This window comes from Streptomyces sp. NPDC044064, assembly GCF_056434245.1.
Map to the genome: position 1 here is coordinate 46,709 of NZ_JBWKFN010000037.1, position 13,582 is coordinate 60,290.

Genomic DNA, 13,582 nt, shown 5'->3' on the forward strand with positions numbered 1-13,582 from the left:
GACCCGGTGCCTCGGTGCTCCCGTCCGCCGGGGTGCACGCGTTCGGAGCGCCTTGCGCGGGTCCGCGGCCTGGGTGTCTTGCGCCAGGCCACGCCTCGGTGCTCCAGCCGCATGGCCAGTGTCAGGCCGACCGGCCCCGCGCCCACCACCGGCACGGGCACGGTCTCCACCGTCCCGGCTCCGGTGCCGGGACGGGGGTGTCGGCTCGCTCAGCTCGTGGCCCTCTCCTCGTGCGACGACGTCACCCGGCAGGGCACGGCGAAGTCGGCCGCCCTGCGCTCCACTTCGGCCGTCGTGGCCGCCGTCGCCCGGACGCGCAGTGTCACGGTGACCTGCACCGTCCCGGAGTCGGCGGCGGCACGGATCTCCTCGACGTCGTCGATGCCGCGAAGGACGTCGGTCAGCACGCGGCGGGTGGCGTCGGCGCGCAGCGGGAGCTTGGACGGCTTGCCGACCGCGGTGACCGGGAGCGCGTCGAGAATGCGGACGGCCCTGGGCGCGGCGGCTGCCTCGCTCACGTGGGCCGCGGCCCAGGCGCGCAGGTCGTCCGCGGTGACCGTGGCGTCGGCGAGGGTCACGTACGCCACCGGGACCTCGCCCGCCCGCCGGTCCGGCTGTCCGACGGCCTGGGCGCCGGTCACCGCGGGGTGCGAGAGCAGCGCGTCCTCGACGACCCGGGGGTCGATGTTGTGGCCTCCGCGGATGATGAGGTCCTTCGCGCGTCCGGTGAGGTAGAGGAAGCCGTCCTCGTCGAGGTGGCCGAGGTCGCCGGTGTCGAGCCAGCCGTCGGCCACCCTGCCTTGGCAGCTGATCCGGTGGCCGTCGGCGTCGCGGCCCTCGACGTAGCCGGGGAAGACCGTGGGGCCGCTGATGAGCACGGAGCCGACCGTGCCCGGGGGCAGGTCCCGCTCACCGTCGGCGATCCTGATGTTCTGGTACGGCAGCCGCTGCCCGACCGAGCCGGGCCGGCGGACCTCCAGGAACCCGCGCGCGCTGGCGCAGGTCGCCTCGGTGAGTCCGTACCCTTCGAGCAGCGGAATCCCGGTCGCCTTCTCGAAGCCGGCGCGTACCCCCTCGGGGAGCGCGGACGCGCCGACCATGGCGCAGCGCATCGAGCTGATGTCCGCCCCGTCGACCGGGCAGGCGGCGAGCACCGCGTACACGGTCGGTACGGCGCTCATCGTGGCGATGCCGTAGTGCTCGACGATGCGCCAGAAGTCCCCGTAGAGCGCGGGGTCGCGATAGCCCAGCGGGCCGGCCCACACGACCTGCCGGCCGCGCAGCAGCGGCGCGAGCAGGGTCACGACCAGCGCGTTGACGTGGAAGAGGGGCAACGCGGCGAAGACGACCGAGTCCTGGTCCAGTACGGAGTTCGCGGCGATCATCCAGGCGTCGGTGATCTCGTTCGCGTGTGTGTGGGCCGCGAGTTTCGGGGCTCCGGTGGTGCCGCCGGTGTGGAAGAAGGAGGCCAGGTCGGTGCTGGTGGGCGGTTCGCCCAGGAAGCGGTCGTCCGGACAGTCGGCCACGGCTGCGCTCCGGCCCGCGGCACCGGTGGGCCGCAGCACCAGCACATGCTCCACCAGTCCCTGCTCGGCCAGCTCGGCTCCGGTTCCGTACGCCTCGGGGTCCAGTTCCTCGGAGGCGGTGATGATCACGCGGGCGCCGGCCCGGCGGACCAGCTCGGTGACATGGTCCCGGGCGAGCGCCGGGTTGACGGGTGTCACGATGCCGGCGAGCTGGGCGGCCAGGAGTGCGGTGATCAGCTCGTCGCAGTTCGGCGAGAGCAGGGCGACGGTGTCGTGGCGGCGGACGCCGAGCCGGTGGAGGGCGTTGGCGGTCCGGTGCACGTCGGCGAGCAGCTCCGCATAGGTGCGGGACCTGGGCGAGCGCCAGGACGCAGCGTCCGGCAGGACGGTGAGCGCGGTCCGCTCGGGCCACTGCTCGGCCGCGCGCCGCAGCAGCTCGTACGAGGTGGCGGGCAGCCCGCGCTCGGCCAGCAGGATGGCCTCGATGCCGGCCAGGTCGTCGGGGTGGTCGTAGCGCGGCCACCCCGCACGCGGGTCGGTGCTCACGCGTACCTCACCTTGTTCTGCTGTGTGCCGAGGTCGACGGCACCGTCGGGGGTGCGGATGGACAGCTCGAGGACGTCGCCGTCGTGGAGGTACTTCTCGTTCCTCTCCTGGGAGTTGAAGAACGCCTTCCACTTCACGGCCGGCGGCAGGAGCGCGGCGATCAGCGCCACGGCCCTGGGCGGGGCCTTGAGGGCCGTGCCGCCAGGGGTGCCGGTCAGGACGAGGTCGCCGGGGGCGAGGGCCTGGAAGCGGGAGAGCTCCCGAAGGGCCTGCAGCGGGGTGTAGATCATGTCGGTCAGGTCGCTGTTCTGGCGGATCTCGCCGTTGACCCTGAGGACCAGCCCGAGGTCGGCGAGGCGGTCCAGCTCGTCGGCGTCGAGGAGCACCAGGGCGGGGCCGACCGGGGTGAAGGTCGGATAGGACTTCGCCTCGTAGAACTGGGTCTTGGGGAGCTGTACGTCGCGTGCGGAGACGTCGTTGGTGATGACGAGCCCTGCGATGTGGTCCTTCCAGTTCGCCTCCGTCACGCGCGTGCCGACGGGCAGGGGACGGCCGACGACCAGGCCCAGCTCGATCTCGTAGTCGAGGAAGCGGACGTGGCCGGGTTTGACGATCTCGTCGTACGGCCCGGTGATCGAGCCGGACGTCTTGCGGAAGAAGGTCAGCGGGACGGTGGCCGGGTCCATCCCGGAGTCGCGCACGTGGGAGACGAAGTTGGTCATCTGCGCGACCACCCGGCACGGCGCGGTGACCGGGGAGACCAGCGGGAGTCCGGCGATGGCGCGGGGTTCGTCCGCCGCCGTGCGGGCCGCGTGGACCGCGGGTAGGTCGGCGAGCAGCTCGGCGGTCGTGGTCGCGGTGGTCTCGACCTTGACGGCGCGGTGCTCGTCGAGCGCGACCCACCACGCTCCCCGGGCCGTACGGAAAACGGAGATGCTCATGAGGTTGCCACTTTCAGCAGGCCGCGCAGGCGTTCGAGGTCGAACTCGTTGTCGTCGGATCGGAGGGCGGTGAGGACCGAGCGCAGCTCGGCCAGCGCATCGCGGCCGGGGGCCATGCCCAGGAAGTCCTTGGTGACCGGCGGGCCCCACTGCGCGAGGCCCGAGGCCGTCATGGGCGCCCAGCCGGGCTCCAGGGTGGCGTCGAACATGTCGCTGTCGGCGAAGTGCTCGACCAGGAAGCCGTCGGGGTCGCGCCAGTAGTCGAAGATCTGGCTGCCGAGGACGTGCCGGCCGATGCCCCAGGAGCGGCGGTAGCCCTCGTCGAGCAGGTGTTCGCCGCCGGCGGCCATCGCGTCGAGGTCGGTCACCTCGTACGCCGAGTGCACGTACCGGTCCGAGGGCCCGAGCGTCAGGGCCAGGGTGTGGTGGTCGGCCGGTGTCCGGCCGCGGTCGCAGCGGACGAAGCTCATGGTCGGGCCCCGCTCGCGCCGGCCCTCGTAGAAGAGGAAGTCGCTGACGATCAGGCCGAGGTGCTCCAGGTACCAGTCCAGGGTGCGCAGGTAGGTGGTGCTCTGGAGGACCACGTGTCCCAGGCGCCGTACGCCGGCCGGCTCCCGGGGCGGTCGCTGGGTGTCGTTGGCCCGGTCGAGGCCGCCGCCGACGTTGAGCCGCTGCGGCCGCTGTCCCGGCAGGGCGGGCAGTTCGTCCACGTCGGCGACGACGCGGACCCGCAGCCCGCCCGGGTCGGTCAGGTCGACGACGGACCCGCCGAGGGTCTGGGGCAGCGGGTGCACCCGGGTGCCGCCGGTGTCGGCCAGTCGCAGCAGGTCACGGGTGTCGGCGGCCCGGAAGGCCGGGCCGAGGAACCGTGACCTGCGGCCCCTGCGGATGATCACGCAGGGCGCTCCGGGCTGCGTTCCCCGCAGGTGCAGCTCGCGGATGTCGCGGTACGACGTGACGAAGCCGAACGCCCGGGCGAAGGCCTCGGCGCGAGCCAGGTCGGGCTTGAGGAACTCCAGCCACGCGATGTCGTGGACCTTGATCACCGGGTTCGCGGCCCGGCCCGGATGTTCTCCGGGGCGTGCGCCCTGCTCGGAGTGCAGGTCGTTGTGCGTCCCGTGCACAGCCACGGTCACCACCTCCTGAAGAAAGCTTCACTTTCGAAGCTGACGTCAGTCAATAGAACTGAAGAAATATTCAAGAAAGAGGGAACAGCGACTAGAGTGCGGGGGAAGCCAGTACGGGCGGGACGCGGAGGATGCGATGGCCGAGAAGACCGCACAGCGGCGCGTCGACCGGCGGAAGGCGCGGACGCGCACCGCGCTGGTGTGCGCGGCACAGCGGTTGCTGGCCGAGAGGCGGACCGACGTCCCCATCCTCGAGATCACCGAACTCGCCGACATCGGGGTCGGATCGTTCTACAACCACTTCGACAGCAAGGAGGACTTGTTCCGGGTCGCGGTCGAGGAGGCGCTGGAGTGGTGGGGCTCGGTGATGGACCGCCTCACCGCGGACGTCGACGACCCCGCGGTGGCGTTCGCCCAGAGTTTCCGCATGACCGGCCGGTTGCACCGCCGGCACCCGGAGCTGAGCCGGATCCTGCTGCACCACGGACTCGAACTGGCTCGGTCCGAGAGCGGATTGGCGCCCCGAGCCGTCCACGACATCCGTGCCGCGGTGGACGCGGGCCGCTTCGAGGTGGAGGACCTGGACCTCGCGCTGGCGATGACGGCGGGCGCCGCGCTGGCACTGGGAGCGCTGCTGCACTCGCAGCCCGACCGCGACGACGCGAGGTCCGCGGACCTGGTCGCCCGCGGCCTCCTGCGGCAGTTCGGCATGCACGCCGAGGAGGCCGAGCGGATCTGCTCGCTCGACCTGCCGGACATCGAGGTCGCCGACACCCTGGCGCGGTGAGCCCGCCCCAACTCCCCGCCGGGCCGCTCGGCGGCGGGGCGGCGGACGTGGCGAGAGCGATCCCGCGGCACCGCCGTGCCGCCACAGGCAGCCGAAGCGGGGTTCGTGCGCTCAGCCCCCAAGGCTGCAGAAGCACTCAGGGCGAGCGGGTTCCCCCCTCGCGCCCGCTCGCCCGACCCGCGCGCCCCTCATACGGAGCGGGGGTCTTCCCCCATTCCATCGGGGCCGCCGGGCGGCCGTCGGTCGTACGGTGGGCGGATCCCGGCGGGTATGCGCTCCACGAGCGCCGCCGCCTCGGGCGTCCGCACCAGGAAGTGGACGTCCCAGTCGGCCCCTCTGGCCAACTCCGCCTCGACGGCGGCCCATAAGGCGGCCAGGCTGACGTCGTACGCCAGCCCGCCCCGGCCCGAGCCGAGCAGCGGGAAGCACACCGAGCGCAGCGGCGGGTCGAAGCGGTCGCGTTCCTCCGCCAGGAGCGCGAGCGCCCGGGAGGCGGCCCGGGTGATGTCGGACGGCAGCACGTCGTAGTCGTTGGTCCCGGCCCGGGGAACGGCTACCGCGGCGTGGTAGATCCGTCGTACGCCCTGAGCGGCCAGGGACCCCGTACCGGTGGCGGCCACGGTGCCGGGCAGCACGGCACGCCCCGAAGTGCCGTTCCGGCACGCCCACTTGTTCAGCTCGGCGTGGACCGGATCGTCCAGGACGTCACCGGTCACGCCGCGCACCGAGGACACCCGGCGCAGCGAGGCGGCGACCGACGACTTGTACGGCTGGGGCAGCGCGAAGTGGACGTTGGACGGGGAGACGACCACGTCCACGTCGCGCAGCAGGTCCACCGGGTGCACATGGAGGGTGAGCGTCACCGGCCGCTCGCCGACCCGGGCCCGCACGGTCCGGTGCGTGCCGGTCCCCGCCTCCGCCACGGCGGTTCCGGGTGCCCCGGCCGGCTCCGCCGCCAGCCGCAGCACATGCTCGGCGACCTGCCCGAGGACCATCACCTCGTGGTCCTTGCGGAACCGCTCGACGCTCACCCCGTACACCGAGGCCGCCCGGGCCCGGCGGGAGGACGCGGGCCAGTCCCGGGTGCCCTGGGCCAGCCCCAGGGTGTACTCGGCGGCGGTGCGCAGGGTCCCGGCGTCCAGGCGCGACACGGCGAGCCGCAGCAGCGCCTCCACGGCCGCACCGGCAGGCCGGGCGCCGGTCGCGGGCACCGCCTGCGCCGCCGACTCCAGGCCGGGCAGCGCACGCCCGCGCAGCCTCACCAGTCCGGCGCGCCTGACCTCCTTGAGTTCATGGACAAGTGACGCATGGTCAGGGAGGGACGATGCCATGCGCCCACGATGGCATCACGTCTCGGCCATCGACAAGCGGGACGGGGGCGTCCCCACATCACTGCCACACGGGCTCCGAGATGACCGCCCGCAGCGGTTCGAGGATCTCGTTGGCCTTCTTCATGCCCTCCTGGGAGCCGAGGTCCGGGATCCCGCCGTCCCGCAGCACCTCCAGCGGCCCGCCGTCGCAGTGCCCGAAGCGGTCGTGGAAGAGCACCAGGGCGCGCTGGGCCCGGTTGCGCCGGGACTCCCAGATCAGCCCCATCGCATCGGGTGCCTGCGCCCGGATCTCGCTCGACCAGCGCCGTGCGACCGCGTAGTTGCTCTCGTCCTCCAGGAGCGTGGAGTCCTGGCAGACGGCGGCCAGATCCTGCCCGTCGACCAGGGAGACCAGGTTCAGCTCGCACCGGGTGCGCAGGCCGCTCAGCGACCGCCGCCAGACGGCGCTGTAGGGGATCCGCCGTGTACCGGCCGGCAGTTCGAAGGGCCGCGAGCGCAGCACGCTCTCCGCGAGGGCGGTGAGCCCGGTGTCCGCCAGGTACAGGCTGTGGTACGGATCCAGCACCGTGCCCTCGAAGCGGCCCCCGCCGAAATGGATGTCCGCGAGCTTCGGGCTGAACTGGTCCGGCGCGTACTTGGACCGGTGCACCCGCCACAGCTCCGTGCCGGCCGGGATCACCAGACGGTTGGGGCGCAACTCCAGCTCGATCATCGGGAAGAAGCCGCTCATCAGTCCCCCTCCACCAGTGCGGCGGCAGCGCCGACCAGCCGATGGTCCGGCAGCCGGCCGAGCAGCGACGCGGGTGTCCCGCCCAGCCAGGTGTTGCCGCTGAGCCACCAGGCCGCGGCGCCCCAGGGGTCGATGTCGGCGAGGAGCAGCCGGTTGACCCGGAGGACGACCTCGCGCGGGGTGCCGCCGCCCGCGCCGAACTGGAACTCCGGGTAGCGGTCGCCGTCCTGGGGATCCGTCAGTCTGATCAGCTCGGGGGGTGGCGCGCCGCCGCAGCGGACCCGCGCCTCCTCGGCCGAGAGGGACGGCGTCCCGAGCAGCATCCGGTCCTCTTCGGACGCGGTGCCGTACGCCGGTTCGGGGGCGCTCGGCAGCGCGGTCAGCAGAGCCATCAATTCGCGAGCCCCCACCACGGTCCTCGGCCCGGGCGGCGCCGCGACGAGTCGTACGGAGTCCAGCGCCCTGCGTACGGGATGGTCCAGCGGCAGGGGCAGCAGGGCCAGCCGAACCCTCTGGGACGCCCGGCGCACCGCCCTGTCGTCGGCCGCGTCCGTGGCCGCGAGGGCCTCCAGCCGGGCCAGCAGCAGCGCGTACTGCTCGTCGTCGAGCGCCTCGCGGACGGCCTCCCGGTGCTCGCCGATCAGGACGAGCAGCCGCTCCGTCGAACCGCCGGGGCCGTCGCCCGTACCGCCGTCGTTCATGCGTTCCCCCCTTCGGTACCTGCTTCTGCCCTCGACCTGAACGCCACTATGCCGATCCACCGGACCGGCGGCGACAAGATCCCGGGCCTCGGGTGCTCATCGCCCGAAATCCACCCAGGAGGCGCCCAGTTCGACCCTCATCGCCCGCCGTATCCGCCGCAGCCCGCCCCACAGTGCGTCGATGCCCTGCTGCACGCCGGCCGGCGAGTCCCCGGCGCGCGGGGCGCCCTCGTCCAGACGCCGGACCATGCCGTAGACCGTGCCCAGGTCACGGCTGAAATCACCCGCGAGGTCGAGCACGCGCTCCGGCACCCGCAACTGCGCCTCCGCGTACACGTCCCGGTACTGGTCACGGGCCTCGGTGAGCCGCTGTCGTACGACCCGCCCGTCCTCGGTGCGTCCCAGCGCGTGCAACTGGTCGGTGAGCGCGGCCAGATAATGCCGGGCGGAGGTGTTCAGCGCCACGTAGCACGACCGCAGCTCCTGGGCCTGCCTGCGCCGCTCCTGCAGTTCCTCGGCGTGCTCCTGTTCGCGCCGGCGGCTGCGGTCGGCCGCGCGCTGGGTCAGCAGCGCGGACAGCAGCGTCCCGACGACTCCGACGACCGCGACCACGAGCGCGGTCGCTCCCCCGATGTCCACGCCTCCTCCGTCCGCCGTTCCGGCCCGATCCCAGACAAGCAGTGGAACCCGGGTGCGGTGAACACCGGGCCCGGACGTCGCCCGGTGTTCGCCCGGTCGCCGACCGCGTGATCGATCCGGGCGTCCGGCGGGCACGCTCGGGCGCTCGGCGGCCGCCTTCGCGACGAGCCGGCCGAGGGACCTCGGCCGGACCACCCGGCGGCCCGGGCCGCCCTCATCCGCCAGGGCCACCCCGGGCCGGGACCGGGCTACTCGTCCACGACGCGCGCGACCGCGAGCGTGATGTTGTCGGGGCCGCCCGCCGCGATGGCGGCCTTCCACAGCTCGAAGGCGGCCCGGTTGTCGTCACGTTCCCGCATGACGTCGTCCAGGACCTCCGGCGGCACCGGATCGGTCAGGCCGTCGGTGCAGATGAGGTAGCGGTCGCCGGGCGTCGGGGGCACGGCCGCCACATGCGGGCGGATGGGGCGGTAGCCGGGACTGCCGCCGAGGCACTGGGTGACGATGGAGGTGGTGCGCTGCCCGGGTTCGAGGGGTGGGCTGTCGTCGACGCTCAGCTGGCGCAGCCCGTCCTCGGAGGCGGCGAGGACCCGGCTGTCGCCCACGTTGAACACCATGAGCGAGCCGGGCTGTACGACGATGCCGGCGACCGTCGTTCCCATGGCGGCCAGTTCGCTCGCGTCGTCGCCGCCGGCGGCCAGGTACACCGCGCGGTTGCAGGCGCTGAGGGCGTCGCGGACGGCGTCCTCGCTGCCCAGGGAAGAGCCGATGGACGCGATCCGGCGGACGACCAGCGCACTGGCCACATCACCGCCGGGATGCCCGCCGAGTCCGTCCGCCACGGCGACCACCAGAGGCGACGCGAGCGGGAAGAACAGGGTCTGCGGGCTCTCGGTCACGGTGGCGCACAGCGTCCACGGGCCCACCACGAGACTGTCCTCGTTCCGCTCGCGGAGCAGCCCGGGATGGCTCAGCGCGGTCACAGTCACGTACGGCATGGAACGCCACCGCCTTCCCCTCAAAGTCTAGTTTCGTCCCGGAAACCCGGTGGAGGCGTGCCGCACTCCGTGCCTAAGGTCGCGGGATGAGTACCCGAACCTTCCGTATCACCGTCCGCGGCGCCTTCGACGGGCTCGGCGAAGCCCAGCGGGCCGAACTGCTCGCCGACGCCGCCCGGCACGACGTGCTGCACGCCGCCTTCACGCCCGAGGGGCACCTCAGTTACGACATCGCCGCCCGGCCCGCCTTCGTCTTCCGCTTCTCGGACACCGGAGAGGAAGAGGAGGACATCCTGGAGGCGGCCGAGCGGGCCGAGGAGGCGGCGAAGACGTGGCTGACGGAGCGCGGCTACGGCTTCAAGAACCTCAGGTCCAGCGCGGAGGACCTCTCCCAGGCGCCCTTGGGGAAGCGGCAGCGGCGTGCCGCGCGTTCCAGTGGCGCATAAACTTGAGCAGTCAAGGAGATGGCAATCAACAGGAGAGCGGCGAACGGGATGCCGGTGAGTGATGAGTGACGCCCTGGACGCCTCGCTGCGGCTGGTGCGGGCGCAGACGGCGCTCGTGCGGCGCTTCGACGCCCGGCTCGGCGGGCTGCACGGAGTGAGCCTGGCCGACTTCACGATGCTGCTGCGCCTGGGGCGGGCTCCCGGCGGCCGGATGCGCCGGGTCGATCTGGCCGAGGCGCTGGGGCTGACCGCCTCCGGAGTGACCCGCGGGCTGGCTCCCCTGGAGCGGATCGGGCTGGTGACCCGCGAGCCGGACGCCCGTGACGCGCGCGTGGCCTACGCGTCGCTGACCGGAACCGGCCGGGAGCGCCTGACGGAGATGCTGGCCACGGCCGAGGAGACGGCCGCCGAGATCTTCGCCGGTCCTGCATGGAGCGAGGAGGACATCGCCCTGCTCTCCGGTCTGTTGACCCGGCTCGGCGGCACGGGGCTCACGGGCTGACCTCCGCCCTGCGGGAGGGGGCGGGTCGGCGGACCCGCCCCCCCTGACCGGGACCCGCCCCCCTGACCGGGTTCCGGCCATCACGCGGCCTGAACTCACCGTGTTCCAGGTCACGTTGGGTTGTGGCCGAATTGTGCGTGGTCTGTGCGCGCAGCCATGGCATGCTCATGGCTCACCACCGAGTTACCGGCCGGTTCTACCCATAGGTAGCCGGCCGTCGGTGCTGCCCTTTTTCACCACCCCCCACTTCACCCCAGGACCGACCTTGCGCAGACGCACGAGGCACCGCCGTGCCCTCCTGCCCGCCTTCGCCGTGACCGCCCTCCTCCTCGCCGCGGGCTGCTCCTCTTCCCCGCCGCACGCCGCGCCACCGGCGGCGGGCCAGAGCCAGGACGTCCGGGCCACCGACGGCCCCACCGGCGACACCGGCCACTCGCTCACCGTCGCGGCCGCCCCCGCCGCCACCGCGACCGCCACGGCCGGCACCTCCGGCACGGACCGGCGGGCGCACAAGACCGCACTCACCGTCAGCTCGTACGACAGCCGGACCCGACGCGCCGTCATCTCCAAGGCACCGGCGAGGAGCGGGACTTCGCAGACCCCCGCGACCCCCTCGCCCACCTCCTCGGCGGCGCCGCACCGGGCCGACGTGGGCGACGTCATCGCCAGCGCCCCTGCACCCGGGGCCCCGCACGGCCTGCTCGCCAAGGTGACCAAGGTGATCGGCGAGAGCGACCGGGGCACCGAGGTGCAGACCGAACCGGCGGCGCTCAACTCGCTGCTGGGCGCCGACACGGCCAAGGGCACCGTGCCGGTCGACCCGTCCTCCTTCGCCGTCGACAAGCTGCTGCCCGACGTCAAGGTCTCCTGGTCCAAGGCCGGTGACGTGCACGTCGGACCCAAGGGCGCGACCGTGCCGCTCGGCAGCCTCCGGCTCGACGTCGGCGCCAAGGTGCAGACGGCCGAGGGTGCCCCGGCCTCGGCCGGCGCCTCGGTGTCCGGGTTCGTCCAGGTGGCCCCGCAGGTCGACTTCAGCTACGGCGGCACCGGGACCGACGCTACGCCCGGCTCGGCCTACCTCGGTGTGTCCGGAGACTGGACCTCCGGATGGGCCGTGAAGGGCCGGGCCGCCGCGACCACCGGCACCCCGCTGCGGATCCCGTTCGCCAAGCTGCACGCCGACCCCGTCCTGCAGGTCGGCCCGGTCCCCGTCGTCGTCAACCTCGACCTGACCTGCTACTTCCAGATCAGCGCCGACGGACACGTGACCGTCGACGTCGAGCAGAGCCTCAAGGGCGACTTCAAGGCGGGCGGCACCTTCGGGGTGGGCAAGGGGTGGACGCCGGTCAGCTCCTCGGGCATGAAGAGCACGCCCGTCCGGGCCTCCCTGACCACCGCCGGGAGCGTGCAGACGGCCCTCGGCGCCGAGGCGACCGTCGGCCTCTACGGCACCGTCGGCGTCTCCGCCGACCTGGCGCCGTACCTGCGCGGCGAGGCCGCCGGGACCGTCACCGCGTCCTCCGACACACCCGATGTGAAGGCAGAGGGCACCTGGGCGGTGTACGGAGGCGTCGACCTGTCGGGCACCCTGCGGATCCAGCTCTCCATCTTCGGCACGCCGGTGCTGCAGCGGAGCGTTCCGCTGGGCTCCCTGCACCGCGAGTGGAAGCTGGCGGGCGGCTCCCTGTCGTCGTAGCCGTCAGGCTGCGCCGCCGGGTGTCCAGCCCTGGCGGCGCAGCACGGCCGACACGTCCGGCGCCCGGTAGTGCTCGCCCTTGAGGACCTTGCCGTCCGAGCGGCGGGCGATCTGGCCGTCCGGGCCCAGCTTGCTCATGTTGGCGCGGTGGATCTCGGCGATCACCTCGTCGAGATCGATCCCGTGGACCAGTGCGGTGCCGTAGGCCACGTACACCACGTCCGCCAGTTCGTGCGCGAGCCTGTCCAGCGGGCCCTCGACCGAGACCTCGGCGACCTCCGCGGCCTCTTCGGCGAGCAGTTCCCCGCGGTGCGCGGCCAGTTCGGGCCCCACCTCCGTCGGCGTGACTCGGGTGTCGAGGCCGAAGGCGCGGTGGAACTCACGGACGAGACGGGCGGGCGAAGAGCTCATACGGCGACTCTAACGGCCGCCACCGACACTCCCGCCGCGCTCCCCGGTGACCCCGGAGTGACCCCGGCCCTGGTCAGCCCGGCGCACGGCCTGGCAGGATCGCCCGCATGTCCAAGGTGTTCCCCCGTATCAGCAGGCGCCGGTCGCTCCAGGGCGCGACCGTCGGCGTCGTGGCCCTCGGGCTGCTGCTGTGGTGGCTGCTGCCGCTGGGCGAGACCCCGCCGAGCGGGACGATCGTCTTCAGTACCGGCACACCCCGCGGGGTCTACCAGGAGTACGGCGAGCGGCTGCGCACCGAACTGGCCAGAGACATGCCCGGGCTGCAGGTGAAGCTGCTGAACAGTGCCGGCTCGCAGGAGAACGTCGAGCGGGTGGCGACCGGGAAGGCCGACTTCACGATCGCGGCGGCCGACGCGGTGGAGACGTACGAGCTGCAGCACCGCAGCGGCGCGGACCGGCTGCGCGGAGTCGCCCGGCTCTACGACGACTACGTGCAGCTGATCGTGCCGCGCGACTCGAAGGTCGACAGCGTCGCGGACCTGCGGCACAAGCGGGTCGCCACCGGGCTGCCCGACTCCGGGGTGCGGCTGATCGCGAACCGGGTGCTCAGGGCCGCGGGCATCGACCCGCACAAGGACATCACGCCGATGTCGGAGGGCATAGACACCGGCCCGGACCGGTTGCGGCACGGCAAGATCGACGCCTTCTTCTGGTCGGGCGGGCTGCCCACCAAGGGGCTGGTCGAGCTGGCCGAGAAGTACGCCTTCAGGTTCGTACCGATCGACGGCGACCTCGTCACCAAGCTGCACGCCGGCGGGGACGCCGCCCGCTACTACCGGGCCACCAACATGCCCGAGACGGCGTACTCGTCCGTGCAGCACGGCACCGCGGTGCCGACGATCGCGGTGTCCAACCTGCTGATGACCCGCAAGGACATGGATCCCCGGCTGACCGAGTGGCTGACCCGCACGGTGATCAAGAGCCGCGACGGCATCGGCGCCCATGTCCACTCGGCTCAGCTCGTCGACGTTCGTACGGCGATCTACACCGACCCGCTGCCTCTGCAGGAGGGCGCCCGGCGGTACTACAGGTCGATGAAGCCCTAGTCGGCCAGTGCCTGCTCGGTCTGTGCCTGTTCGGTCTTCGCCTGCTCGGTCTGTGCCTGCTCGGTCTTCGCCTGCTCGGTCTGTGCCTGTTCGGT

General features: G+C 72.8%; 14 protein-coding genes. 5 read left to right on the forward strand and 9 right to left on the reverse strand.

Translation table 11 applies throughout. The features are described 5' to 3' along the window. Positions 1–209: 209 nt before the first annotated feature. From AC07DS_RS39965 to AC07DS_RS39975, 3 genes are read right to left on the reverse strand one after another with little or no spacing between them, the layout of a single operon-like run. The gene (locus AC07DS_RS39965) at positions 210–2,072 is read right to left on the reverse strand and encodes an acyl-CoA synthetase (protein ID WP_479153667.1); all 1,863 of its coding nucleotides are present in this window, start codon (positions 2,070–2,072) and stop codon (positions 210–212) included. Further along, a complete protein-coding gene (locus tag AC07DS_RS39970; protein WP_479153669.1) occupies positions 2,069–3,013 on the reverse strand; it encodes a fumarylacetoacetate hydrolase family protein in 945 nt (314 codons plus the stop codon). Before AC07DS_RS39970 ends, AC07DS_RS39965 begins: the two co-directional genes overlap by 4 nt. Continuing rightward, positions 3,010–4,137, reverse strand: coding sequence for a VOC family protein (locus AC07DS_RS39975; RefSeq protein WP_479153724.1), 1,128 nt, complete (start codon positions 4,135–4,137; stop codon positions 3,010–3,012). Before AC07DS_RS39975 ends, AC07DS_RS39970 begins: the two co-directional genes overlap by 4 nt. A 139-nt stretch (positions 4,138–4,276) precedes the next feature. On the opposite strand from AC07DS_RS39975, the gene AC07DS_RS39980 reads away from it, so the two are divergent. Beyond that, entirely contained in the window at positions 4,277–4,927 is a 651-nt protein-coding gene (locus tag AC07DS_RS39980; RefSeq protein WP_479153671.1) for a TetR/AcrR family transcriptional regulator, read from the forward strand. A gap of 188 nt (positions 4,928–5,115) precedes the next feature. Here AC07DS_RS39980 and AC07DS_RS39985 read toward each other — a convergent pair whose 3' ends face one another. The 5 genes from AC07DS_RS39985 to AC07DS_RS40005 all read right to left on the reverse strand — a co-directional run bounded on the left by AC07DS_RS39985 (position 5,116) and on the right by AC07DS_RS40005 (position 9,326). Continuing rightward, positions 5,116–6,258, reverse strand: a complete 1,143-nt coding sequence (locus AC07DS_RS39985) for a macro domain-containing protein (RefSeq protein ID WP_479153673.1) — start codon at positions 6,256–6,258, stop codon at positions 5,116–5,118. 58 nt (positions 6,259–6,316) lie between these two features. Next, positions 6,317–6,988: an RES family NAD+ phosphorylase gene (locus AC07DS_RS39990; RefSeq protein ID WP_479153674.1), complete on the reverse strand. Its 672-nt coding sequence runs from the start codon at positions 6,986–6,988 to the stop codon at positions 6,317–6,319. After that, a complete protein-coding gene (locus AC07DS_RS39995) occupies positions 6,988–7,689 on the reverse strand; it encodes a hypothetical protein (RefSeq protein ID WP_479153676.1) in 702 nt (233 codons plus the stop codon). Before AC07DS_RS39995 ends, AC07DS_RS39990 begins: the two co-directional genes overlap by 1 nt. A 96-nt stretch (positions 7,690–7,785) precedes the next feature. After that, positions 7,786–8,328 (reverse strand): hypothetical protein, encoded by a 543-nt coding sequence (locus AC07DS_RS40000; RefSeq protein WP_479153678.1) that lies wholly within the window; start codon positions 8,326–8,328, stop codon positions 7,786–7,788. A 248-nt stretch (positions 8,329–8,576) separates the two neighbouring features. Beyond that, complete coding sequence (locus tag AC07DS_RS40005; protein ID WP_479153680.1) at positions 8,577–9,326, reverse strand: PP2C family protein-serine/threonine phosphatase; 750 nt, start codon at positions 9,324–9,326, stop codon at positions 8,577–8,579. An 86-nt stretch (positions 9,327–9,412) separates the two neighbouring features. On the opposite strand from AC07DS_RS40005, the gene AC07DS_RS40010 reads away from it, so the two are divergent. From AC07DS_RS40010 to AC07DS_RS40020, 3 genes are all read left to right on the forward strand, one after another. Continuing rightward, a complete protein-coding gene (locus AC07DS_RS40010) occupies positions 9,413–9,772 on the forward strand; it encodes a DUF6204 family protein (RefSeq protein WP_479153684.1) in 360 nt (119 codons plus the stop codon). A 61-nt stretch (positions 9,773–9,833) separates the two neighbouring features. Then, positions 9,834–10,274: a MarR family winged helix-turn-helix transcriptional regulator gene (locus AC07DS_RS40015; RefSeq protein ID WP_479153686.1), complete on the forward strand. Its 441-nt coding sequence runs from the start codon at positions 9,834–9,836 to the stop codon at positions 10,272–10,274. A 265-nt stretch (positions 10,275–10,539) separates the two neighbouring features. Continuing rightward, positions 10,540–11,970, forward strand: coding sequence for a hypothetical protein (locus AC07DS_RS40020; RefSeq protein WP_479153688.1), 1,431 nt, complete (start codon positions 10,540–10,542; stop codon positions 11,968–11,970). A 3-nt stretch (positions 11,971–11,973) separates the two neighbouring features. Here the strand turns inward: AC07DS_RS40020 and AC07DS_RS40025 are convergent, their stop codons facing one another. Then, positions 11,974–12,381, reverse strand: coding sequence for a pyrophosphohydrolase domain-containing protein (locus AC07DS_RS40025; protein ID WP_479153690.1), 408 nt, complete (start codon positions 12,379–12,381; stop codon positions 11,974–11,976). Positions 12,382–12,488: 107 nt separating this feature from the next. Here AC07DS_RS40025 and AC07DS_RS40030 point away from each other — a divergent pair, with 107 nt between their 5' ends. Next, the gene (locus AC07DS_RS40030; RefSeq protein ID WP_479153692.1) at positions 12,489–13,487 is read left to right on the forward strand and encodes a TAXI family TRAP transporter solute-binding subunit; all 999 of its coding nucleotides are present in this window, start codon (positions 12,489–12,491) and stop codon (positions 13,485–13,487) included. The last annotated feature ends 95 nt before the right edge of the window (positions 13,488–13,582 follow it).

Bases quoted from the DNA above. Each gene is read 5' to 3' on its own strand.
- AC07DS_RS40025 (WP_479153690.1), bottom strand. From the start codon at position 12,381: ATGAGCTCTTCGCCCGCCCGTCTCGTCCGTGAGTTCCACCGCGCCTTC.
- AC07DS_RS40010 (WP_479153684.1), top strand. From the start codon at position 9,413: ATGAGTACCCGAACCTTCCGTATCACCGTCCGCGGCGCCTTCGACGGG.
- AC07DS_RS40005 (WP_479153680.1), bottom strand. From the start codon at position 9,326: ATGCCGTACGTGACTGTGACCGCGCTGAGCCATCCCGGGCTGCTCCGC.
- AC07DS_RS39980 (WP_479153671.1), top strand. From the start codon at position 4,277: ATGGCCGAGAAGACCGCACAGCGGCGCGTCGACCGGCGGAAGGCGCGG.
- AC07DS_RS40030 (WP_479153692.1), top strand. From the start codon at position 12,489: ATGTCCAAGGTGTTCCCCCGTATCAGCAGGCGCCGGTCGCTCCAGGGC.
- AC07DS_RS39995 (WP_479153676.1), bottom strand. From the start codon at position 7,689: ATGAACGACGGCGGTACGGGCGACGGCCCCGGCGGTTCGACGGAGCGG.
- AC07DS_RS40015 (WP_479153686.1), top strand. From the start codon at position 9,834: ATGAGTGACGCCCTGGACGCCTCGCTGCGGCTGGTGCGGGCGCAGACG.
- AC07DS_RS39985 (WP_479153673.1), bottom strand. From the start codon at position 6,258: ATGGCATCGTCCCTCCCTGACCATGCGTCACTTGTCCATGAACTCAAG.
- AC07DS_RS39990 (WP_479153674.1), bottom strand. From the start codon at position 6,988: ATGAGCGGCTTCTTCCCGATGATCGAGCTGGAGTTGCGCCCCAACCGT.
- AC07DS_RS39970 (WP_479153669.1), bottom strand. From the start codon at position 3,013: ATGAGCATCTCCGTTTTCCGTACGGCCCGGGGAGCGTGGTGGGTCGCG.